The organism is Citrobacter sp. MGH104, from assembly GCF_001034485.1.
Lineage (GTDB): Bacteria > Pseudomonadota > Gammaproteobacteria > Enterobacterales > Enterobacteriaceae > Citrobacter > Citrobacter freundii.
Genome location: NZ_KQ089818.1, coordinates 2,676,663 through 2,700,439 on the forward strand (window position 1 = coordinate 2,676,663; position 23,777 = coordinate 2,700,439).

Annotated in this window: 18 protein-coding genes; 12 read left to right on the forward strand and 6 right to left on the reverse strand. The window is 52.3% G+C overall.

Annotated elements, in window-relative coordinates:
• Nucleotides 1–2: 2 nt before the first annotated feature.
• From araJ to sbcD, 3 genes are all read right to left on the reverse strand, one after another.
• A complete protein-coding gene (gene araJ, locus SK34_RS12550) occupies nucleotides 3–1,175 on the reverse strand; it encodes an MFS transporter AraJ (RefSeq protein WP_032950792.1) in 1,173 nt (390 codons plus the stop codon).
• Nucleotides 1,176–1,367: 192 nt separating this feature from the next.
• Nucleotides 1,368–4,511, reverse strand: coding sequence for an exonuclease subunit SbcC (gene sbcC, locus SK34_RS12555; RefSeq protein ID WP_048233168.1), 3,144 nt, complete (start codon nucleotides 4,509–4,511; stop codon nucleotides 1,368–1,370).
• Entirely contained in the window at nucleotides 4,508–5,710 is a 1,203-nt protein-coding gene (gene sbcD, locus SK34_RS12560; RefSeq protein WP_048233170.1) for an exonuclease subunit SbcD, read from the reverse strand. The genes sbcC and sbcD overlap by 4 nt, the downstream gene beginning before the upstream one ends.
• A gap of 190 nt (nucleotides 5,711–5,900) precedes the next feature.
• On the opposite strand from sbcD, the gene phoB reads away from it, so the two are divergent.
• The 5 genes from phoB to malZ all read left to right on the forward strand — a co-directional run bounded on the left by phoB (nucleotide 5,901) and on the right by malZ (nucleotide 13,072).
• Nucleotides 5,901–6,590, forward strand: a complete 690-nt coding sequence (gene phoB / locus SK34_RS12565; RefSeq protein WP_048233172.1) for a phosphate response regulator transcription factor PhoB — start codon at nucleotides 5,901–5,903, stop codon at nucleotides 6,588–6,590.
• A 50-nt stretch (nucleotides 6,591–6,640) separates the two neighbouring features.
• The gene (phoR, locus tag SK34_RS12570) at nucleotides 6,641–7,936 is read left to right on the forward strand and encodes a phosphate regulon sensor histidine kinase PhoR (RefSeq protein ID WP_016149692.1); all 1,296 of its coding nucleotides are present in this window, start codon (nucleotides 6,641–6,643) and stop codon (nucleotides 7,934–7,936) included.
• 405 nt (nucleotides 7,937–8,341) lie between these two features.
• A complete protein-coding gene (gene brnQ, locus SK34_RS12575) occupies nucleotides 8,342–9,661 on the forward strand; it encodes a branched-chain amino acid transporter carrier protein BrnQ (protein ID WP_003021501.1) in 1,320 nt (439 codons plus the stop codon).
• Nucleotides 9,662–9,742: 81 nt separating this feature from the next.
• The gene (gene proY, locus SK34_RS12580; protein WP_032948680.1) at nucleotides 9,743–11,116 is read left to right on the forward strand and encodes a proline-specific permease ProY; all 1,374 of its coding nucleotides are present in this window, start codon (nucleotides 9,743–9,745) and stop codon (nucleotides 11,114–11,116) included.
• A 138-nt stretch (nucleotides 11,117–11,254) separates the two neighbouring features.
• Nucleotides 11,255–13,072 carry a maltodextrin glucosidase gene (gene malZ / locus SK34_RS12585; protein WP_046669809.1) on the forward strand — a complete coding sequence of 606 codons (1,818 nt, stop codon included), beginning with the start codon at nucleotides 11,255–11,257 and terminating at the stop codon, nucleotides 13,070–13,072.
• Here the strand turns inward: malZ and SK34_RS12590 are convergent.
• Nucleotides 13,066–13,968, reverse strand: a complete 903-nt coding sequence (locus SK34_RS12590) for a LysR family transcriptional regulator (protein ID WP_003835993.1) — start codon at nucleotides 13,966–13,968, stop codon at nucleotides 13,066–13,068. The genes malZ and SK34_RS12590 overlap by 7 nt on opposite strands.
• Nucleotides 13,969–14,241: 273 nt before the next feature.
• Here SK34_RS12590 and SK34_RS12595 point away from each other — a divergent pair, with 273 nt between their 5' ends.
• The 5 genes from SK34_RS12595 to SK34_RS12615 all read left to right on the forward strand — a co-directional run bounded on the left by SK34_RS12595 (nucleotide 14,242) and on the right by SK34_RS12615 (nucleotide 19,905).
• Nucleotides 14,242–14,883, forward strand: a complete 642-nt coding sequence (locus tag SK34_RS12595; RefSeq protein ID WP_003021513.1) for a hydrolase — start codon at nucleotides 14,242–14,244, stop codon at nucleotides 14,881–14,883.
• A 173-nt stretch (nucleotides 14,884–15,056) separates the two neighbouring features.
• Nucleotides 15,057–15,602 carry an antibiotic biosynthesis monooxygenase gene (locus SK34_RS12600; RefSeq protein ID WP_003835991.1) on the forward strand — a complete coding sequence of 182 codons (546 nt, stop codon included), beginning with the start codon at nucleotides 15,057–15,059 and terminating at the stop codon, nucleotides 15,600–15,602.
• A gap of 21 nt (nucleotides 15,603–15,623) precedes the next feature.
• Complete coding sequence (locus SK34_RS12605; RefSeq protein WP_048233174.1) at nucleotides 15,624–17,492, forward strand: amidohydrolase; 1,869 nt, start codon at nucleotides 15,624–15,626, stop codon at nucleotides 17,490–17,492.
• Between the two features lie 548 nt (nucleotides 17,493–18,040).
• Entirely contained in the window at nucleotides 18,041–18,877 is an 837-nt protein-coding gene (locus tag SK34_RS12610) for a hypothetical protein (protein ID WP_048233176.1), read from the forward strand.
• Between the two features lie 53 nt (nucleotides 18,878–18,930).
• Nucleotides 18,931–19,905, forward strand: a complete 975-nt coding sequence (locus SK34_RS12615) for an SEL1-like repeat protein (protein WP_048233177.1) — start codon at nucleotides 18,931–18,933, stop codon at nucleotides 19,903–19,905.
• Between the two features lie 165 nt (nucleotides 19,906–20,070).
• Here SK34_RS12615 and SK34_RS12620 read toward each other — a convergent pair whose 3' ends face one another.
• Nucleotides 20,071–20,673 (reverse strand): peroxiredoxin, encoded by a 603-nt coding sequence (locus SK34_RS12620; protein ID WP_003021524.1) that lies wholly within the window; start codon nucleotides 20,671–20,673, stop codon nucleotides 20,071–20,073.
• 168 nt (nucleotides 20,674–20,841) lie between these two features.
• Entirely contained in the window at nucleotides 20,842–21,423 is a 582-nt protein-coding gene (acpH, locus tag SK34_RS12625; protein WP_016149694.1) for an ACP phosphodiesterase, read from the reverse strand.
• A gap of 90 nt (nucleotides 21,424–21,513) precedes the next feature.
• On the opposite strand from acpH, the gene queA reads away from it, so the two are divergent.
• Together queA and tgt are read left to right on the forward strand one after the other, a co-directional pair.
• Nucleotides 21,514–22,584: a tRNA preQ1(34) S-adenosylmethionine ribosyltransferase-isomerase QueA gene (gene queA / locus SK34_RS12630; protein WP_003835985.1), complete on the forward strand. Its 1,071-nt coding sequence runs from the start codon at nucleotides 21,514–21,516 to the stop codon at nucleotides 22,582–22,584.
• A 55-nt stretch (nucleotides 22,585–22,639) separates the two neighbouring features.
• On the forward strand, nucleotides 22,640–23,767 hold the full coding sequence (gene tgt, locus SK34_RS12635; RefSeq protein ID WP_003021535.1) for a tRNA guanosine(34) transglycosylase Tgt: 1,128 nt from the start codon (nucleotides 22,640–22,642) through the stop codon (nucleotides 23,765–23,767).
• The last annotated feature ends 10 nt before the right edge of the window (nucleotides 23,768–23,777 follow it).

Consider the following 23,777-nt stretch of genomic DNA (forward strand, 5'->3'; position numbering starts at 1 on the left):
TGTTATGTCGCGGGTGCAACCTGTTGTTGCACGCCGCGCTTCAGGCGACCATAGAGCAGCAGCGAGGACATCGCAGAAAACGACAGCAGTGCAGCCGGCAGCGTCACGTAGTTGTAGGTAAATCCCAGCGTCAACATCATGCCACCGCAGTACGCGCCAATCGCGCTGCCGAGATTGAAGGCAATTTGCCCGCCAGCCGCGCCCAGTAGTTCTCCCCCTTTAGCATTTTGCAGCAGCAAAATTTGCAACGGCGCCGACAGAGCAAACAGACCCGCGCAGCAAATGAAAGCGAAGGTCAGCGACGCGGCTTTGATGCCGCCAAAGGCAAAGAGCAGCAGCAGAGCCAGCACAATGACGAAGTCGGTTATTACCGCAATTCGCAGCGGCGTATAACGGCCTGACAGCCTACCGCTTAGCAGATTTCCCAACACCATTCCCAATCCCACCAGCATCATGATGAAGGTCATTAGCGCCTCGGAGAAGCCGGAGATATACATCATGTACGGTTTGACGTAGCTGAACCAGGCGAAAACCCCGGCGTTCCCAAACATGGTGGCGGAAAAAATGAACCACGGGGCGGGGCTTTTCAAAAAGTGAAATTGTTCGCGCAGTTTCCCTTTTGCCTCATCGCTAATGTTGGGGACCCAAAAAGCGACCGAGACTATTACGGCGATATTAAAGACGGCTATCAGCAGAAACGTGTAGCGCCAGCTAAATTCCTGGCTTAGCCAGGTGCCGACGGGAATGCCAACCAGATTGGCAACGGTCATCCCCGAAATCATGCCCGCGACGGCGGCAGTGACTTTTCCCGGACGGGCCAGCTTCGACAGGATAATCGCGCCCACGCCGAAAAATGCGCCATGAGGGAAGCCGGAAACCAGCCTGCCCACCGCCAGCATAAAATACGAGGAAGAGAGGGTGAAGATGGCGTTGCCAATCACGCACAGGGTGACCAGAAACAGCAAAATATGTTTGAGCGAAAAGCGATTGGAAAAGAGCGCAATAATGGGCGCGCCCAGCACTACGCCAAAGGCGTAAAACGAAATCATATGGCCAGCGGCAGGAATGGAAATTCCCACGTCTCGCGCCAGCTCAGTGAGGACACCCATGATGCCAAACTCGGCCATGCCCAGCCCAAATGTTCCGAGCGCTAAAGAGAAAATGACTTTTTTCATACCACCTGCCAACAAGAAAGACGCAGGATATGCGTCATAGCGACGAACGTTCGCCGCCAATAGCGATAGCTTGCGGATAAGTGAAGTGGAATGCCATTTCATATCCGTCCCTGAGTATGCAATATTGTGCTACCTAGCGTGCCGGATAGCGTTAGCGCTTATCCGGCCTGTGACACCACATCCGCTGGCCGATTACTCCACCGCAAACATTTTGTCGAGTTTGCTGTAGCCCAGACCGTTGATTTTTTTCACTTTGATCTGTACCGGAATGCGCTCTTTCATCGCTTCAACGTGGCTGATGACGCCAATGGTTTTACCGGTAGCGTTGAGCGCATCCAGCGCGTCCAGGGCGGTATCCAGCGTTTCGCTGTCCAGCGTGCCGAAACCTTCGTCGAGGAACAGGGAGTCAATCCGCGTTTTGTGGCTGACCAGATCAGATAATGCCAGCGCCAGCGCCAGACTCACGAGGAAGCTCTCGCCGCCGGAAAGCGTACGCGTATCACGTACGGCATCGGCCTGCCAGGTATCAACCACTTCCAGCTCTAACGCTTCGCTGGCCTTGCGCTGCAACAAATAGCGACCGTGCAGACGGGTTAACTGGTTGTTGGCAAGCCAGACGAGGTTATCCAGCGTCAGCCCCTGGGCAAATTTGCGGAACTTATCTCCCTCTTTCGAGCCGATCAGCGCATTCAAATACCCCCAGTCTTCGACCTGCTGCGCGACTTTTTCAATCTCCTGCATCAGCGCCTGCTGCTGCTGGCGGTTTTCAGCATCTTGTTTGAGCTGCTGGCGAATTTCGCCCTGACGAGTAGTGTTATCGCGTAGCAGTTGGGTGAGCTGCGCCAGCGCGTCGTGCAGATGCTGCGCCGTCAGCGTGAGATCCACTTCTGTTGGTTGCTGCTGTTGATGAGCCGCCAGTGCCTGCAGGGCCTGATTAACCAGCGTTTGCGCCTGCTGTCGCTGGCCTTCCAGTGATTGTTTCAACTGCTCCAGGCGATTAAAGGTCTCTTCGTCCAGCAGGGCGGCAATAAAGGCGTCGCGATCGGCAAAGATGCTGGCCTGCAATGCGGCATCAAACTGCGCCTGGATTTCCGCGGCGCGCTGAACGTCCTGCGCCTCCTGCTGTTGCAAGGTTTGCCACTGTCCCTGTAAAGAGAGGCAATCGTCGTGCACCTGACGCCAGTTTTCCAGCGACAAATCCTCAATGTTTTCAGAAAGCGCCTCGGTTTCAGGCAGCGTTTCCAGCAGCGGCGCAAGCTGGGCAATCCGGGCCTGTAACTCGGTCAGTTCATTCTGACGCTGTTGCCACATTCGTGCTTCGTTCGCCCGTTCGCTTAGCCATGAGGCGACGTCATCCTCAGGCGGAAGGGCCAGACCATAACGGGAAAGCTCGGCGGTTAGCGTCGCCTGGCGCTGGTCAATATGCAACTGGAGCTGGGTAATCTGCTCGGTATGCGCGGTGATTTGCGCCTGCAAGGTATGACGCAGGCTCAACTGGTGAAGCTGTTGTTCGTGCTCTTCCTGAGCGGCCAGCCACGGGGCAATGTCATCCTGCGGTTGCAGCGTGACGTTGAGGCTGGCGGTGACGGTCAGCCATTCTTGAGTAAGTGCTTGCTCCTCCTGAGAAAGCGTCTGTGCTTCGCGTTCATCCCGCTGAAGTTGCTGGGTTATCGCCTCAAGCTGGCCGCGTAACGTTGAACCCTCATCGGCCAGCGTTTTGACCTCTTTTTCCAGTGCCTCACGCCGCGTCTGATTCACGCTCAGTTCGAGCGTTTGATAGCGTTCAATCGCCGGATGTGCGGTGGAGCCGCATAGCGGGCAAGGCATGCCGGATTGCAACAATGCCCGTTGGCTTTCCAGATCTTTGATGCGGGCTTCTTGCTCGCAAATGACTCTCACATCGGTAAGTTGCTGATTTTTATCTTTATAGCGCTGACGTTTTTCGGCAAGCACCGCGTTGCGCTGGGTCAACTCTTGTTGACGCTGTACAAGCGTGGCGCGTAACTGTGCCAGTTGTTTTTGCTTCGGGGTGATTTGTCCGTGTAAATTGCTCAGCCGCTGGCGTAATGGACGAAGCTGCGCATGTTGCGCCAGCGCATCCGTTACCTCCTGCGGCGAAAGGGTCAGCGCGGGAAGCGTTAGTGCATTGAGCTTACGCGTGTCGTTCTCTCGCAGCTGCTGCCATTGGCGTAGCTGGGTGCTGGCGTCGGACTGTTGGGCCAGCAGCGCTTTCCATCCTGCCAGTTCGCTACTCCATAAGCGGAAGCGATCATGCTCATTAAGCCAGTCGGTTAACGTCTGTTGTTCGGCTAGCATCAAGGTCGACTGCATTTGCGCCTGCTGACGAATACGCCCGCGTAGCGTTAAGCTGCTTTGTAAGCGAGCATTCACTTCCTGAATCTTCTGGCGCGTACGCTCGATAGTAGCCGTTTGTTCCTGAATTCGCTCCCAGTGCGGGCGTAACGCCCTGGCCGGCAGTGCCAGACTCAGTGCCGCCAACTGCGGCTGCGCGTCTTCTTGCGCCTGAAGTGCTGCCTGTAATGCCTGCTGGTGATGGTTTATATCCGTTTGTAGCTCATTTTGCCGAATGAGCCAGTTGAGGTGCTGTTGCTGGGTTTGTTGGCTGGTAAGGTATTGTTTTTCTTCGTCAGTAAGTACCTGCAAACTTTCTGTCAGAGAGTGCACCTGCTCTGGCGCTAACAGCGCCACGCCGCTGGCCTGGGCCTGCAGTTTTTCCAGCTCCGTACGCGCTGATTTGTGCTTTTCAAACACCATAGCGGAGATTTGGCCGTAGATCTCAGTACCGGTTAACTCTTCGAGCAGCTCGGCGCGCTCTTTTGGTTTGGCATTAAGGAATGCGGCAAACTGGCCCTGAGAGAGCAGCATGGAACGGGTAAAACGACCGTAATCCAGCCCGGTAAGCTCGGCGGTCATCTCCAGCTTGTCTTTGACTTTATCGGCGAGGATTTTACCGTCGGCGCACCGGGCCAGCTCTACGCGCGGGACCTGCAGGTTGCCCTCAGGCTGGTTGCGTGCCCGGTTCTGGCTCCAGAATGCGCGGTAGGCTTCGCCCCGCACTTCAAATTCCACCTCGGCCAGACACTCCGCTGTGTCGCGGGTCATCAGGTCGTTTTGCGACTGTGACACAGTATTCAGGCGCGGCGTTTCGTGGTACAGCGCAAGGCAAATTGCGTCCAGCAGGGTGGTTTTCCCCGCGCCTGTGGGCCCGGTGATGGCGAACAGCCCGTTGCTGGCAAAAGGTTCTGCCGTGAAATCGACTTTCCATTCTCCCTTCAGGGAGTTGAGGTTTTTCAGGCGCAGGCTGAGAATTTTCATGCTTCAGCCTCCCCGGCAAGCGTCTGTACGGTTGCGCTAAACAGCTGATTAAGCCGCTCGCGCTGCGGTTCTTCGAGTTCTTCCAGCGCCAGGCGGCGGTCAAAAACCTCCGCCACGCTCAGCTCGCTTAATGTTTCACGACGTTCATTGGCCATAATACGTTCGCGCTGTTCCCGACTGCGGCGCACCAATAACACCTCTACCGGTAAATCTTCGGTCAAGGTCTGGATTTTACGCTGCATATCATGCAGATAGTCATCGGTGGTAATTTCAATATCCAGCCACACAGGCGGCTCTTGCTGTACGTTGCGCCACTGCTCAAGCTGGGCGGTAATGGCGGCGAGATCGCCTTTCAGTACCGCAAGCGGCTGGGTGACCGGTACGGTGAGATTCTCGACGGCGTTGAGTTTCCCTGCTTCAAAGCTCACCAGATGCACGCATTTGTTTTTGCCGCACTCGTCAAAACTGAGAGCGATCGGCGAGCCGCAGTAGCGAATATGCTCCGTGCCGCCGATAACCTGCGCCCGGTGAATATGGCCCAGCGCGATGTAGTCCGCCGGAGGGAAGTTTTGTGCAGGGAAGGCGTCCAGCGTACCGATATAAATGTCTCGGACGGCGTCACTTTTACTGGCGCCGACGGTGGTCAAATGCCCGGTCGCGATGATGGGCAGATTCTGATCACCACGCAGCGTGCAGGCATCCTGATACTGCTGCTGGTAATAGTCGGTGATGGCTGACAGCAAATGTTGCTGTTTTTCTTGCCCGGTTAGCCCGGCCTGGCTGGTAATGATGTCGCGTGGACGTAAAAAAGGAACCGGGCACAGAATTGCCCCCGGCGTGCCGTCGCGTTGCGGCAGTACCTGCGGAGCATGGCCGGCGCTGGCAACGACCGTGGTGTTGAGAAACGCCAGTATATCGCGGGATTCATTGAGTGTGGCGACGGAGTCGTGGTTGCCTGCCAGCACCACCAGATGACACCCGGTTTGCTGTAAATTAACGACAAAACGGTTATACAGCTCACGAGCGTAGCTTGGCGGTGAGCCGGTATCGAAAATATCACCCGCCACAATAATGGCATCCACCTGATGGGATTGTGCCGTTTCCAGCAGCCAGTCGAGAAAGGCCTGATGTTCAGCGGCACGGCTCTTGCTGTAGAAATTTTGGCCCAGATGCCAGTCAGACGTGTGAAGGATGCGCATAAGAGTTCCATGACGATAAAACAGTGGTGGGGATTATAACCTTTCAAGGACGGTAATATCTTGTCTCCGGGCTGTCATAATTCGCCGGGCTGCGTTAAACCTGGGCTATCTTTTCATAAATCTGTCATAAAACTGACGCATAATGGCACCGTATTGATGGCAAACGATTTAATTATAAACAGGGCAAATCATGGCGAGACGTATTCTGGTCGTAGAAGATGAAGCTCCAATTCGTGAAATGGTCTGCTTCGTGCTCGAGCAAAACGGTTTTCACCCCGTAGAAGCCGAAGACTATGACAGTGCTGTGAACCAACTCAATGAACCCTGGCCGGACCTCGTCCTGCTTGACTGGATGCTTCCCGGCGGCTCGGGTCTGCAGTTTATTAAACATCTCAAGCGCGAAGCTATGACGCGGGATATCCCCGTGATGATGCTGACGGCGAGAGGTGAAGAGGAAGACCGCGTCCGGGGTCTGGAAACCGGTGCGGATGATTATATTACCAAGCCGTTTTCTCCCAAGGAGCTGGTGGCGCGTATTAAAGCGGTTCTGCGTCGTATTTCACCGATGGCGGTGGAAGAGGTTATTGAGATGCAGGGGCTAAGCCTTGATCCGACCTCGCATCGCGTGATGACCGGCGAGGATCCGCTGGATATGGGGCCGACCGAATTCAAACTGTTGCACTTCTTTATGACCCACCCTGAGCGCGTCTACAGCCGTGAACAACTCCTCAATCATGTCTGGGGAACCAATGTCTACGTGGAAGACCGGACAGTGGATGTGCATATCCGCCGCTTACGTAAAGCGCTGGAGCACAGCGGACACGATCGAATGGTGCAGACAGTTCGCGGGACGGGATATCGTTTTTCGACCCGCTTCTGACTGACAAGAATCAGGGCCTGATGGATTAGGCCGTTTATGGAGTAAGACGTTTGCTAGAACGATTGTCATGGAAAAGGTTGGTACTGGAGCTGATCCTGTGCTGCATACCGGCATTTATCCTTAGCGCTTTTTTCGGTTACCTGCCCTGGTTTTTACTGGCGTCGGTAACGGGCCTGCTTATCTGGCATTTCTGGAATCTATTACGTTTGTCCTGGTGGCTATGGGTCGACAGAAGCATGACGCCGCCGCCGGGGCGAGGCAGTTGGGAGCCGTTGTTATATGGGCTGCATCAAATGCAGCTGCGCAACAAAAAACGCCGTCGAGAACTGGGTAACCTGATCAAACGTTTTCGCAGCGGGGCGGAATCACTACCCGACGCGGTGGTATTGACCACCGAAGAAGGCGGTATCTTCTGGTGTAACGGACTGGCTCAGCAGGTTCTGGGACTGCGCTGGCCGGACGATAGCGGGCAAAATATTCTTAACCTGCTGCGATACCCGGAATTCACACAATATCTGAAAACGCGCGACTTTAGCCGGCCTATCAATCTGGTGCTCAATACCGGACGGCATCTGGAAATTCGCGTGATGCCCTACACGGATAAGCAACTGCTGATGGTGGCGCGCGACGTTACCCAGATGCACCAACTGGAAGGTTCACGGCGAAACTTTTTCGCCAACGCCAGCCATGAGCTGCGCACACCGCTGACGGTGCTGCAAGGTTATCTGGAAATGATGCAGGAGCATCCGCTGGAAGGGACAACGCGCGAAAAAGCGCTGCATACCATGCGCGAACAAACGTACCGTATGGAAGGCCTGGTGAAACAGCTGCTGACGCTGTCAAAAATTGAAGCTGCTCCGACGTTGCAACTGAATGAGAAAGTCGATGTGCCCATGATGCTGCGCGTGATCGAGCACGAAGCGCAAACCCTGAGCCAGCATAAACATACGTTTACCTTTGATGTCGATAACAGCCTGAACGTGCGGGGCAACGAGGAGCAGTTGCGTAGCGCTATCTCGAATCTCGTCTATAACGCGGTGAACCACACCCCTGCGGGAACGCACATTACCGTACGCTGGAGGCATGTGGCCTCGGGAGCGGAGTTTTGTGTGGAAGACAACGGTCCAGGCATTGCCGCCGAGCATATTCCACGCCTGACCGAGCGTTTTTATCGGGTAGATAAGGCGCGATCGCGGCAAACGGGCGGTAGCGGGTTGGGCCTTGCCATCGTGAAACATGCGCTGCATCATCACGACAGCCGTTTGAATATCGAAAGCGAACCAGGCAAAGGGACGCGATTTAGTTTCGTGATCCCGGAACGTTTGATTGCCAAAAGTAACGGTTAAAGCACATTCGTAAGATTATCTTTCCAAAAGCCAGCACAAGCTGGCTTTTTCTATGCGGTCAATATATGACTCCTGAATTTTACGACGTTTGATTGTTTTTTGTTCGAACTATTACCCATACCTTTTTCCATGGAATGGTGTTTTGTGCTAACCTCATTTTTCATATCGCTATATTGTTCTGGTTTTTGGATCCCACCTTGCTTTAAAACGTTATAAGCGTTTAAATTGCGCTCCAGGTGCTGTCATACCGACTGCATTTACGCGGTAAATCGAAAAACTATTCTTCGCCGCGCCAGGTCGGGAGTGTTTCCCGCTGGAATTGAGCAAAAATGCCGCTGTATTGTCCCCCAGGGAAAGGCAAAAATTTACTATTTTCAACACCACATCCACAGGCAGTAAGACTTTATGACCCATCAGTTAAAATCGCGCGATATTATCGCTTTGGGATTTATGACATTTGCACTGTTCGTTGGTGCAGGTAACATCATCTTCCCCCCAATGGTTGGTTTGCAGGCAGGTGAACACGTCTGGACTGCGGCTTTTGGCTTTTTGATTACCGCCGTTGGCCTGCCGGTACTTACCGTTGTCGCGCTGGCGAAAGTCGGTGGTGGTGTGGACCGACTGAGCACACCTATCGGTAAAGTTGCTGGTCTGCTACTGGCGACTGTTTGCTATCTGGCCGTTGGGCCGTTATTTGCTACCCCGCGTACCGCGACGGTCTCTTTCGAAGTCGGGATTGCACCGCTGACCGGAGACTCTGCGCTGCCGCTGTTTATCTATAGCGTTATCTATTTCGCGATTGTGATTCTGGTTTCGCTGTATCCGGGCAAACTGCTGGATACGGTGGGTAATTTCCTGGCGCCGCTGAAAATCCTGGCGCTGGTGGTTCTGTCTGTCGCCGCAATCGTCTGGCCAGCAGGCCCGATCAGTAATGCGATGGAAGCCTACCAAACTGCGGCATTTTCTAATGGTTTCGTGAACGGGTATCTGACCATGGATACGCTGGGCGCGATGGTGTTTGGTATTGTTATCGTTAACGCCGCTCGCTCGCGTGGTGTTACTGAAGCGCGTCTGCTGACCCGTTACACCGTTTGGGCGGGTTTAATGGCGGGTGTGGGCTTAACGCTGCTGTATCTCGCGCTGTTCCGTCTGGGTTCAGATAGCGCGATTCTGGTCGATCAGTCTGCTAACGGCGCGGCGATTCTGCATGCGTATGTTCAGCACACCTTTGGCGGTGCAGGAAGCTTCCTGCTGGCGGCGCTGATTTTCATCGCCTGTCTGGTCACCGCGGTTGGCTTGACCTGTGCGTGCGCAGAGTTCTTTGCCCAGTACGTTCCACTGTCTTATCGTACGCTGGTATTTATCCTCGGCGGCTTCTCGATGGTGGTTTCTAACCTGGGTCTGAGCCATCTGATTCAGATTTCTATTCCGGTGCTGACGGCTATCTATCCGCCATGTATCGCACTGGTTGTATTAAGCTTTACCCGCTCATGGTGGCATAATTCTTCCCGCGTCATTGCACCTGCGATGTTTATCAGCCTGATTTTTGGTATCCTTGATGGCATTAAAGCTTCTGCAATTGGCGACGTGTTACCGGCCTGGACCCAGCGTTTACCGCTGGCGGAGCAGGGGCTGGCGTGGTTGATGCCAACAGTCGTGATGGTGGTCCTGGCAGTTATCTGGGATCGCGCCGCGGGTCGACAAGTGACCTCCAGCGCACACTAATATCACTGACAATAAGTTTTAACCACGGGGCTATTAACATGGCCCCGTGGTTTTTTTATTGTGTTAACAGGTTAGGAATCGATGGAAAGTAATAACAAGCTAAAGCGTGGGCTGAGCACCCGGCACATCCGCTTTATGGCATTAGGTTCAGCAATTGGTACCGGGTTGTTCTATGGCTCGGCCGATGCCATCAAAATGGCGGGGCCAAGCGTGTTGCTGGCCTATATTATCGGCGGCGTAGCGGCGTATATTATTATGCGCGCGCTGGGCGAAATGTCTGTTCATAACCCTGCAGCCAGCTCCTTCTCGCGCTATGCGCAGGAAAACCTCGGACCGCTGGCAGGCTATATCACCGGCTGGACCTATTGTTTTGAAATCCTGATTGTCGCCATTGCCGATGTGACTGCCTTTGGTATTTACATGGGCGTCTGGTTCCCGGCCGTACCGCACTGGATTTGGGTACTCAGCGTAGTGCTGATTATCTGCGCCATCAACCTGATGAGCGTGAAGGTGTTTGGCGAGCTGGAGTTCTGGTTCTCGTTCTTTAAAGTCGCCACCATTATCATCATGATTGTCGCCGGTTTCGGTATCATCATTTGGGGGATTGGCAACGGCGGGCAACCGACCGGTATCCATAACTTATGGAGCAACGGTGGCTTCTTCAGCAACGGCTGGCTCGGCATGGTGATGTCGCTGCAAATGGTGATGTTCGCTTACGGCGGGATTGAGATTATCGGGATTACCGCAGGCGAAGCCAAAGACCCGGAAAAATCTATTCCGCGCGCTATCAATTCCGTACCAATGCGTATCCTGGTGTTTTATGTGGGGACGTTGTTCGTCATTATGTCTATCTACCCGTGGAACCAGGTGGGTACCGACGGTAGCCCGTTCGTTATGACGTTCCAGCATATGGGCATTACCTTTGCTGCCGGGATCCTCAACTTTGTGGTTCTGACTGCGTCGCTGTCGGCGATTAACTCTGACGTCTTCGGTGTGGGACGTATGCTACACGGCATGGCGGAGCAGGGCAGTGCCCCAAAAATGTTTGCCAAGACGTCGCGTCGTGGCGTGCCGTGGGTTACGGTGATGGTGATGACCATTGCGCTGCTGTTTGCGGTTTATCTTAACTACATCATGCCGGAAAACGTCTTCCTGGTGATCGCCTCTTTGGCAACGTTCGCCACGGTTTGGGTGTGGATTATGATCCTGCTGTCACAGATTGCTTTCCGTCGTCGTCTGCCGCCAGAAGAGGTCAAAGCGCTGAAATTTAAAGTACCGGGTGGGGTAACGACGACCATTGTTGGCCTGATTTTCCTGGTCTTTATCATCGCGCTTATCGGCTATCATCCGGATACCCGCATTTCGCTGTACGTCGGCTTTGCGTGGATTGTCCTGCTGCTGGTCGGCTGGGGATTCAAGCGCCGTCGAGAGCGCCAACTGGCTGAAGCACAGTAATATTTTTGCCGGGTAGCTTTGCGTTACCCGGCAATTTTCTCCTCCCCCGAACTCCTCCCCCAATAAACGTTAAGATGATGAGTGATCCTGCACTTCGCTATGGCAAGGTGACGTCATTATCATCAAAGGGGATACGTGATGTTGAACGCCTGGCACCTTCCGGTTGCCCCATTTGTTAAGCAAAACAAAGATCAACTGACGATTACATTATGGCTGGCGGGGGAAAATCCCCCCCAGCGGGTGACGCTACGCGCAGAAAACGATAACGAAGAGATTTCGCTAGCTATGCACAAGCAGCGCAGCCAGCCGCAGCCGGGTGTGACCGCGTGGCGAGCGGCGATCGATCTCTCCAGCGGGCAGCCTCGTCGACGCTATAGCTTTAAATTACTTTGGCTCGATCGTCAGTTGTGGTTCACCCCACAGGGATTCAGCCGTTTTCCGCCTGCGCGTCTGGAGCAGTTTGCCGTCGATGTGCCGGATAACGGTCCGCAGTGGGTTGCTGACCAGGTCTTTTACCAAATTTTCCCGGACCGTTTTGCCCGCAGCCAGTCGCGTGAAGCGGGCCAGGATAACGTCTATTATCACCACGCGGCCGGGCACGACATCGTGCGGCGCGAATGGGACGAACCGCTTACGGCTCAGGCCGGTGGCTCCACGTTCTATGGTGGTGATTTGGACGGCATCAGCGAAAAGCTACCGTACCTGAAAACGTTAGGGGTCACGGCGCTGTACCTGAATCCTGTGTTTACCGCGCCGAGCGTGCATAAATACGATACCGAAGATTACCGTCATGTTGATCCGCAATTTGGCGGCGACACGGCGCTGCTACGCCTGCGGCACAACACCCAACAGCAGGGCATGCGCTTGATTCTGGACGGTGTTTTTAACCATAGCGGCGATTCGCACGCCTGGTTTGACCGGCATAGTAGGGGAACGGATGGGGCGTGCCATAACTCAGAATCCCCCTGGCGCGACTGGTATCATTTCTCAGCCGACGGCGTTGCGCTCGACTGGCTGGGGTATTCCAGCCTGCCCAAGCTGGACTTTTCTTCGGAAAGCCTGGTAAATGAAATTTATCGCGGCGAAGACAGTATCGTCCGTCACTGGCTGAAAGCGCCGTGGAGTATGGACGGCTGGCGTCTTGATGTGGTGCACATGCTGGGAGAAGCAGGAGGCGCACGTAACAACCTACAACACGTGGCCGGCATTACGCAGGCGGCAAAAGAAACCCAGCCAGAGGCGTATGTGGTGGGTGAACATTTTGGCGATGCTCGCCAGTGGTTGCAGGCCGACGCGGAAGATGCCGCCATGAACTATCGCGGTTTTACTTTCCCTCTCTGGGGATTCCTCGCCAATACCGATATTTCATACGACCCACAATCCATTGACGCTCAGACCTGCATGGCGTGGATGGATAACTACCGCGCGGGGTTGTCGCATCAGCAGCAATTGCGCATGTTTAACCAGCTCGACAGCCACGATACCGCTCGCTTTAAGTCTCTGCTCGGTAAAGACGTCGCACGTTTACCGCTGGCGGTGGTGTGGCTATTTACCTGGCCTGGCGTGCCCTGTATTTACTACGGCGACGAAGTGGGGCTGGATGGCAACAACGATCCGTTTTGCCGCAAACCTTTCCCATGGCAGCCTGAAAAACAGGACGCTAACCTGCTGGCGTTGTACCAGCGGCTGGCAAAATTACGCCACCAGAGCCAGGCGCTACGCCACGGTGGTTGTCAGGTGATTTACGCCGAGGATAACGTGGTGGTGTTTGTACGGGTGCTAAACCGCCAGCGCGTGTTAGTGGCGATTAACCGTGGCCAGGCTTGTGAAGTGGTCCTGCCAGCCTCGCCATTACTGAGCGTGAGTCATTGGCAGCACAAAGAGGGCACAGGTGTGCTTGCCGACGATATCCTGACGTTGCCGGCGATTTCCGCCTCGGTATGGTCAGGTCATTGATATAAGTGCGCAATCGCCGGGCTTGCCAGCAGCGCGTCTCGCCACCAGCGCTGCGCCAGCCCATCACGGTTATTACGCCATGCCATATAGGCCACGTCTTTTTGGCGAAATGAGATAACCGTTTTTTCCACCAGCTCGCCCGTAGCAAGCCACGGGCTGGCAATATGGCGGGGGAGAAATCCGCAGCCCATGCCGGCTCGCAGTAGCATCACTTTACTGTGGAAGTCATCGACACGGATCTGCGCCTGCTCCTCCATCAGATTGGTTTGTAACGGATGACAGAAGCGGGCGCTGTCGCTGATAACAATCGCCCGATGCAGGCACAACTGCTCGTTGGTCAGGCCATCAGGTGCTGCGGCCAGCGGATGCTCAGGTGCCACGACAAATACGTTGTCCAATGTACCGAGCATTTTGTAGGACCAGGCCGCTGACGTTGGTGGTTCATTAATCGCCCCCAGAATAATATCTGCTCCATTATGGGTCAGCTCCTCCCAGGAACCCGCCAGCGTATGATGGGTAAAACTGAGGCGGGTTTGCTTATTCAGCGCGTGAAATTCATCGATAATGGGTAACAGCGAGGCGAAAGGAAAGGAGTCGTCCAGCGCAATCGCCAGCTCTTTTTCCCAGCCTGAACTCAGCTGTACCGCCTGTTTTTCGAGATCTTTTGCCGCACTTAGCAATAAACGTCCCTTTTCCAGCATCATCTGTCCGGTGTCGGTAAATTTAGCCCGGTGTCCGGAACGGTCAAGCAACTCGATATTCAGGTCGCTTTCCAGCTTTTGAATCATATAGCTGAGTGCCGCAGGCGTTTTAAACAGCGATTCGGCCGCCGCGGCAAATGAACCCTGTTTGTCGAGTGCGTCGAGAATAAGCAAAACATCCAGATTAATGCGCATAAGCAGAAAAGCTCCTGAAAATTAAACCCTTCTGTTGTACCGAATGAAGAAAAACAATGCCAGTGAATAAATTAGATGAATCATGCGTATTTTTTTGATGTTGTTTAGGATATATCGCAACACAGAATTAATAGTTTCACAGGATGGTAAGTTTTCTTTAATAACTCGTTAGAAATTTCCCGCTATACTCAACAAGCTTTCTGATTCAGGATCCTGCTGCTGACGGCAGATACAGACCGTTGCCTTTTAACTTATTGATTAAGAAGGTGTGATATGTCTATTCGGGAACTGATTGACCCTCAAAACTCTACGCTTATTTTTATTGATCATCAGCCGCAAATGTCATTTGGTGTAGCGAATATCGATCGCCAGACTTTAAAAAATAATACCGTGGCATTAGCGAAAGCCGGAAAAATATTCAATGTTCCGGTGATTTATACTTCTGTAGAAACGAAAAGTTTTAGCGGATATATCTGGCCAGAATTGTTAGCGGTTCATCCTGATGTAAAACCCATTGAACGCACCTCAATGAACTCCTGGGAAGATGCGGCGTTTGTGAAGGCCGTGGAAGCGACTGGGCGTAAAAAACTGATTATCTCCGCGCTGTGGACCGAAGTCTGCCTGACTTTCCCGGCACTGATGGCGCTGGAAGCGGGTTATGAAGTATATGTGGTGACCGACACTTCCGGCGGCACGTCCGTGGATGCCCATGAGCGTTCTATCGACCGCATGGTACAGGCTGGTGCCGTACCCGTAACCTGGCAACAGGTTCTTCTTGAGTACCAGCGCGACTGGTCTCGCAAAGAAACCTACGACGCCGTCATGGATCTGGTACGCGAGCACAGCGGTGCCTACGGTATGGGCGTGGATTATGCCTATACCATGGTGCATGGCGCGCCAGAACGTAAAGCCTAAATACACGTCATCCTTCATGTTGCATCTTTGTTGGCTTCGCTTGCGTACCCCGGTCACTTACTTATGAAAGCTCCCGGGGATCCACAACCTTGCCGCCTCGATGCACCATGAATGATTTTGTGTATTGCTTTCCTGGCCTAAGCGGCCTGTTTCCTCTCAACAAGGAACCCTTCATGGCGCAGAACAAACATGTGACGTTGGTGATTACCCACACCCTGCTGCCTGAGCAGGCGCAGCGGTATGAGCAATGGCTGGGGAAAATTATGCCGGTGGCGGCCGAGTTTCCCGGTCATCTCGGGGCGAACGTGATTCGCCCTGCGGATGGCGACAACCTGTGGAATATCATTATTCGCTTCGACACGCTTGAGCATCTGTATAACTGGACCCAGTCCGATACGCGCCGTGTGCTGGTGGAAGAGATTGCCCCACTGCTGGCGGAAGGTGATAAAACCGAAATTCGTACCGAAGCGGCATTCTGGTTTACGCCACCAGCGCCCCATGTACGCCAGCCCAAACGCTGGAAACAGTTTCTGATAACCCTGCTGGTGATATTTCCTAGCACCAATCTGGTGCCGTGGTTGACCGGCATTGTGCTGCCTGCAATGAAGGGCTCGTTACTCCTGCATCTCATCAATGATGCCTGTGTGGTTGCGCTGGTGGTCTGGTTCTGGATGCCCATCGTAACCCGTCTGTTTGCCGGATGGCTGAAAAAAGCCTGACCGGTATCTCAGGAGATTGTTATGTCTCAAACTGCCACACTGATTCTGACTCACGGAAAAATTCATACTCTCGATAGGCAACGCCCGCAGGTCGAGGCGGTGGCGATTGCCAACGGAAAGATCCTGGCGACCGGTAGCCACGAGCGGGTAATGAGCTTTGCTGCCGAAGGGACGCAGGTTGTCGATCTGCAAGGACATACGGTGATCCCGGGCCTGAACGATTCGCACCTGCACCTTATTCGTGGTGGACTGAATTACAACCTGGAATTACGTTGGGAAGGCGTGCCGTCGCTGGCGGACGCCCTACGTATGCTCAAAGACCAGGCGGACAGAACGCCGTCGCCGCAATGGGTACGCGTGGTGGGCGGCTGGAGCGAATTCCAGTTTGCCGAACGTCGCATGCCAACCCTGGAAGAACTGAATGAAGCTGCTCCGGATACCCCGGTTTTTGTTCTGCATCTCTACGACCGGGCTTTGCTGAACCGCGCTGCGCTGAAAGCCGTTGGCTACACCAAAGCGACGCCGGATCCGGCGGGCGGTGAGATTGTGCGTGATAGCAACGGCAACCCGACCGGGATGTTGATCGCTAAACCAAACGCCATGATCCTTTATTCGACGCTGGCAAAAGGACCCAAACTGCCGCTGGAAATGCAGGTTAACTCGACCCGCCAGTTTATGCGTGAACTGAACCGCCTGGGGCTGACCAGCGCCATCGATGCGGGCGGCGGCTTCCAGAACTATCCGGAAGATTACGAGATCATTGAGCAGTTACACGCCAACAAGCAGATGACGGTGCGTATTGCCTACAACCTGTTTACCCAGCGTCCAAAACAGGAACTGGAAGACTTTGAACGTTGGACCGATATGCTCAAACCGGGGCAGGGGACCGACTTCTACCGCGCCAATGGGGCCGGGGAAATGCTGGTTTTTTCGGCAGCGGATTTTGAAGATTTTCTCCAGCCGCGCCCGGACTTGCCGGAGGGTATGGAAGATGAGCTGGAGCGCGTGGTGCGACACCTGGTGGAGCACCGCTGGCCGTTCCGCCTGCACGCCACCTACGATGAATCTATCAGCCGCATGTTGGACGTGTTTGAGAAGGTGAATCGTGATATCCCGTTCAATGGCCTGCACTGGTTCTTCGATCATGCCGAAACCATTACTGAACGGAATATCGAGCGCGTTAAAGCGCTGGGCGGCGGGATTGCTGTTCAGCACCGAATGGCGTTCCAGGGCGAATATTTTGTCGAGCGTTATGGCAAAGATGCGGTCAAACACACGCCGCCGGTGGCGAAAATGCTGGCGGCTGAAGTTCCGGTAGGGCTGGGGACTGACGCCACCCGTGTGGCCAGCTACAATCCGTGGACAGCGCTCTACTGGCTGGTTTCGGGCCGCACTGTTGGCGGTATGGCGATGTACGATGATAACAACCGCTTGCCGCGTGACGTGGCGCTGGAACTGTGGACCGCTGGCAGCGCCTGGTTCTCCAGCGAGCAGGGTAAGAAAGGGCGAATCGAGAAAGATCAACTGGCCGACCTGGTGGTGCTGTCTAAAGATTACTTCAACGTGGCGGAAGAAGAGATCAAAGGCATTGAGTCAGTGATGACCATTGTCGATGGCAAAGTCGTGTATGCGGCAGGGCATTTCACCCAGCTGGCACCACCAGCCATCCCGGTTGTGCCGGACTGGTCGCCGGTGGTGAAGGTGCCGGGGCACTATCGCTCAGCGCCGCCTGCTGCGGCAAAAATTGGCGCAATGGTGCAGATGCATCAGTGCTGTGGTAGCTGTGGCGTACACGGTCATCAGCATGATATTGCGCGTCAATCAGGCATTCCGGTGTCAGATGACCGGGCTTTCTGGGGCGCGCTTGGCTGTTCCTGTTTCGCGTTCTGACTGTAACGTTTTTAATGCCGGATGGTGACGCTTTGCGTCTTATCCGGCCAACAAAGAATCGCAACTTCGATAAGTTAGATAATCCTTGTAAGCCTGCTATGCTGAGTGCCATCAGGCAATGGGGTTCATACATCTGCATTTCGCTTTGCTACAGCCAATTGTCTACGGTTGCCACAAAACCATCTTCCTAAAGGTCGCTATGCCATTCTTACTACGGCGTAAAGCCGGGGCCGTGTGATCTTCTCTATCCGCACCAACATAGTTATATTTTCAATGTAAGAATGTAGTTCTTATGATTATTTGTATTGTTTGTAAAGTGTAAATTTTATTTTTTATTATTGGCTATCAAAGCTTGATTGCATAATTAAATCAATCAAAATATGAAGGTAGCTCACACAATATTACTAACCATAAGTTAAAATAATGCGTGATTAATTACAATAATGAGTTGTTATTAATTAAATGAATATTATTGGTGACGCGTTTAGTTGGATAGTAAAGCATTTGTAATTGTAATTGTAATTGTAATTGTAATTGTAGGAGCTGAAATGCCAGTAAATGATATATCTTTAGGAAAAACCAGAAGATCAAATGACAATGGTGAACCCAATGTTGTTCATGTTGCAATTTCACGACCTATTCGATATGACGTGATGATAGCCTATGGTGGACACGGTGGTGCCGAGATGTTGAAAGCGGCGGAATTCAAGAAAAAGCGGCTTGAATCTAAGTATCCCAAAGGTGAAGTAAAAGGACCGATGATCTTCAAGAGTTTGGCCGACTTCGAAAAAATTTGGACCGCGATATTCTATGATATTTGCAAGCTAAATAAATCAGGTCAACCTAAATATGATTTGTGTGAAATTCATATTTTTGCTCACAGCAATCCAGATAGGATATCAATTAAGAAGGGGGAGCATATTACGGCTGAGGTGGTTGAATCTCTTGAAAATTTAATCTGGAATCCTGAAAAGGGTTATTTGGTATTACATAGTTGCCGATCTGGTCGATATGAAAGTGATGATTTAGATCAGCGTAGTGGTGGGGAGTGTATTGCTCGCGCATTTTCCAGACATGAATCATCAGCATATGTTATTGGCCAAATGGTTTATGCGTCATTTAACTATGGCCCCGGATTGGAAGACTGCAAATATAGAAAAACAGTGAATGATTATGTAGTAATAGATTTGTTTGGAAAGCAAGAGCTATTATTATGGGGCTATAAATCCGGAAGTAAAGTGAAGAAACGATTTTCAAATGATAGAGAGTATGAAAGCTTAGTTGATGGTCAGATCTGGCCATGCAGAAAATATCGAAATGGTGAGAAGTTAGATAGGACCGTTACCAGTGATGTGTTTAACTATGATGATTTGAATTTTGTTTGAATGTTCTGGATGTTGATAAATTATATCATTCATAGCGACTAAAGGAAATTTATATGGATTATGTCATCGCGGCCGCATTACTTCCGCAAGATAAGTTATGGACAGTTGAGTATTCATGGAAAATGGTAGAGGCTATAACACCAGAAATACCACAAATTGAGGATGAAACAGAACTTATTGAATTGATTCGTCATGCCTGGTTGTGGGATAAAAATGCTATGATTCAGTATGCCAGAATTCAGAAAGAAGTTGGTGACGATGATGTTTTAGATGATTTCATCAGGAGCAATGCTCACAGATTAGTGAGTTATGATGGTTTGTCTCTTCGACGGCCTGATGTATTTAATATGAATTATAGTGAATTTATCACCCGACTAGCTGATTTACAGTATCCCTTGGCGAGCAGGCTTGCTGCTAATGGCCTTTTATGGAGTGCGGGTGAGACAAATTCGACCTTCAACCCGTTAGCACAAGATGTACGAAAAAGGTTGATTCGTTATACTCGTTATGCCATAAAGGGAGGCTATCATATCCATTCTTATCTGGCTGATTGCATTTTATTTCCTTCCGGTTTTTCGTATAAAGATAGTAATAATAAGCAGCTAAATTCTCTGGAAAACAGAATAGATAATTTAACAAGAGAAGAGCTTGAAGATAGTTTTTCTGCTTATAAGGTGAGTGGAATTCACGGTTCTCAGTATGCACAAATAAGATTGAGTGAGTTTTATTTTTATGGTGTTAGCGTTAAACGAGATATTGAAATGGCATATGCATGGTCTATGATTGCTAACGATTCCTTTATCTATTTTAATAAAGAAGGTTACAAAAGACATGCTTCGGAAAGATATAAAGAAAATATTCTGAATGAATATAACAACGTTAACTTAAAAAATCTGATTCCGCTACAAATGACGAAAATAGAGATAGAGAGAAGTGTCGCGCTGGCGTCAAAAATCAAAGAAACGTTGGTTGAGGATGACTATTATTCCTGGGAGGTTCAAATGGATGCGGTTCCGCCGGCGCCTTGATGTTCAACGTTTGGTTTGTACCTGTATGCGATTATTCATCGGCCGTATAATGAGACAACAAGTGTCTGCTCGCGTAGGGCCAATACGCGCAGCGCCATCGGGCATTCCGAGTTCTGACATCAGAAAAAGGCCCGCACTAGCGGGCCTTTTGTCGATTCATGCCAATTACAGGCTGGAAACGTTCTCGGTCAGGTATTTTGCTACGCCGTCCGGAGACGCGTTCATACCTTCTTTACCCTTTTCCCACTGTGCCGGGCATACGTCGCCGTGCTCTTCGTGGAACTGCAGCGCGTCAACCATGCGCAGCATTTCGTCGATGTTACGACCCAGCGGCAGATCGTTAACCACCTGGTGGCGAACAACGCCGTTAGCGTCGATCAGGAAAGAACCGCGCAGAGCAACGCCAGCTTCCGGGTGCTCGATGCCGTAGGCTTTCTGGATTTCGCGTTTAATGTCAGCAACCATTGCGTATTTCACTGCACCGATGCCGCCTTTGTCGACAGGGGTGTTACGCCATGCGTTGTGGACAAATTCAGAGTCGAAGGAAACGCCAACAACTTCAACGCCGCGCTTCTGGAATTCTTCGTAACGTTTGTCGAATGCGATCAGTTCAGACGGGCAAACGAAGGTGAAGTCCATCGGCCAGAAGAACAGAACGGTAGTTTTACCGTTGGTATGCTGTTTGAAGTTGAAGTTTTCAACGATCTCACCGCTACCCAGTACCGCAGCTGCTGTGAAATCCGGAGCCTGACGAGTTACCAGTACCATATAATTCTCCTGCAATGTTAAGGGGTTTTTGGAACGCAACGCGGGCCAGTATAGAGAGTGTTCGTGAATAAGACAAAGAGGCGCTGGCAATCAATGAGACAGGTTTTGTCTATCAATCTTTTGCCGGATGACGGCTACGGCTTATCCGGCGGGGAATGCGGGTTGCAATCAAAGGGTTTTACGCCGCGCCTGGTCCATCATTTGCGGATAAAACTGCCAGAATCGTTCTTCTAACGCATCGTAATGCGTATTGAGGTCATACCATGAGTCGCGTAGGGCATCGAGCCGTGGACGGCGGCTGGCCATGCCGTTCAGGACGTTCTGGATAAAATCCATGTCCCGGTAGCGCTCAAGCCATTTCTCTGACCATATATAGTTATTCAGATTGATAAAGCGTGGCGGCGATTCCGGCAAAATAGTGGTTACCTGGGTACGGGCATAGCGCACAAAGTCCGTAAGCGGGAAGTCAGGGGAGATCTCCGACCAGTGGCGCGACAGAAAATGATCCCACATGACATCCAGCGTAATCGGCGCGACGCGGCGCGTTTCGCTACGAAACCATTCTTTGGCTTCACGCACCTGCGGCAGGTTATCTGTCATCACGTCGATACGACGATGCATGAAGATGCCTTCTACCACATCAGGCGAGTAGTGCGTTTCCGGATTACCCCGGACAAAATCGGCCAGCAGATTGCCGGAAAGCGAACTGTCGGCAAGGTGAGCGAGATGCAAATGTGCAAGAAAATTCATAGTTAAATGTTTATCCAGAGGGGTAAAGGTTGCAGGGAGAACGCCCCGGCACTAGACTACCCGCCTCTTATTTTAGTCTGAGTCAGTGTCATGCGCGTTACCGATTTCACCTTTGAACTACCCGAATCCCTGATTGCCCACTATCCGCAAGCTGAGCGCAGTAGCTGTCGCTTGCTGTCTTTGGACGGGCCGACGGGCGCGCTGACGCACGGTACTTTCACCGATTTGCTCGATAAGCTCAACCCTGGCGATTTGCTGGTCTTTAACAACACCCGCGTCATTCCTGCGCGTCTGTTTGGTCGTAAAGCCAGCGGCGGTAAAATTGAAGTGCTGGTCGAGCGTATGCTGGATGACAAACGTATTCTGGCGCATATTCGTGCCTCGAAAGCGCCGAAACCGGGCGCCGAGCTGCTGCTGGGCGATGACGAAAGCATTAAAGCAACGATGGTGGCGCGCCATGACGCGCTGTTTGAAGTTGAGTTTAACGACGAACGCAGCGTGCTGGATATCCTCAACGCGATTGGCCATATGCCGTTGCCGCCGTATATCGACCGTCCGGATGAAGACGCCGACCGCGAGCTGTACCAGACCGTGTACAGCGAAAAACCGGGTGCCGTCGCTGCGCCGACCGCGGGTCTGCATTTTGACGATCCGCTGCTGGCTAAACTGCGCGATAAAGGCATTGAAATGGCGTTCGTCACCCTGCACGTTGGAGCGGGTACTTTCCAGCCGGTGCGTGTAGACACTATTGAAGACCACATTATGCACTCCGAATATGCGGAAGTGCCGCAGGATGTGGTGGACGCGGTGATGGCGGCGAAAGCGCGCGGTAACCGCGTGATTGCGGTGGGCACCACCTCCGTACGTTCACTGGAAAGTGCGGCGCAGGCGGCCAAAAACGATCTAATCGAGCCGTTCTTCGGCGATACACAAATCTTTATTTATCCAGGCTATAAATATCAGGTGATTGATGCTCTGGTCACCAACTTCCACCTGCCGGAATCGACACTGATTATGCTGGTTTCCGCATTTGCTGGTTATAAAAACACCATGCACGCCTATCATGAAGCGGTAAAAGCGGAATATCGCTTTTTTAGTTACGGGGATGCGATGTTTATCACGTACAATCCGCAGGCTATTTCTGAGCGTGTCGGGGAATAAGTTTCCGGCATGAGTGTTTAAAACGTCGGACTGTTTTTCTGACGCAGGAGTGAAGATGAAATTTGAACTGGATACCACAGACGGTCGCGCTCGCCGCGGTCGCCTGGTTTTTGATCGTGGCGTAGTAGAAACGCCTGCTTTTATGCCGGTCGGTACTTACGGCACAGTAAAAGGCATGACGCCGGAAGAAGTTGAAGCGACCGGCGCACAGATCATCCTCGGCAACACTTTCCACCTGTGGCTGCGCCCGGGGCAGGAAATCATGAAACTGCACGGCGATCTGCACGATTTTATGCAGTGGAAAGGGCCGATCCTCACCGATTCTGGCGGCTTCCAGGTGTTCAGCCTGGGCGACATCCGGAAGATAACCGAACAAGGCGTGCATTTCCGTAACCCGATCAACGGCGATCCGATTTTCCTCGATCCCGAGAAGTCGATGGAGATTCAATACGATCTCGGTTCCGATATCGTGATGATCTTCGACGAATGTACACCGTATCCGGCCGACTGGGACTATGCTAAACGCTCGATGGAGATGTCTCTGCGTTGGGCGAAGCGCAGCCGTGACCGTTTTGATAGCCTCGGCAACAAAAATGCGCTTTTTGGCATCATTCAGGGCAGTGTTTACGAAGATTTACGTGATATCTCCGTCAAAGGTCTGGTAGATATCGGCTTTGATGGCTACGCTGTCGGCGGTTTGGCTGTCGGTGAGCCGAAGGAAGATATGCACCGCATTCTGGAACATGTTTGCCCGCAGATTCCGGCAGATAAACCGCGTTACCTGATGGGCGTCGGTAAACCAGAAGATCTGGTTGAAGGCGTGCGTCGCGGTATCGATATGTTTGACTGTGTGATGCCAACGCGAAATGCCCGTAATGGTCATTTGTTTGTGACTGACGGCGTGGTAAAAATTCGTAACGCGAAACATAAAAGCGACACCAGTCCGCTCGATGCTGAGTGTGATTGCTACACCTGTCGCAATTATTCGCGCGCTTACTTGCATCATCTCGACCGTTGCAACGAAATATTGGGCGCGCGTCTCAACACGATTCATAACCTTCGCTACTACCAGCGTTTGATGGCGGGTTTACGCAAGGCTATTGAAGAGGGTAAATTAGAGAGCTTCGTGACTGATTTTTACCAACGTCAGGGTAGACCAGTTCCACCTGTGAACGTTGATTAATTTTAATAAT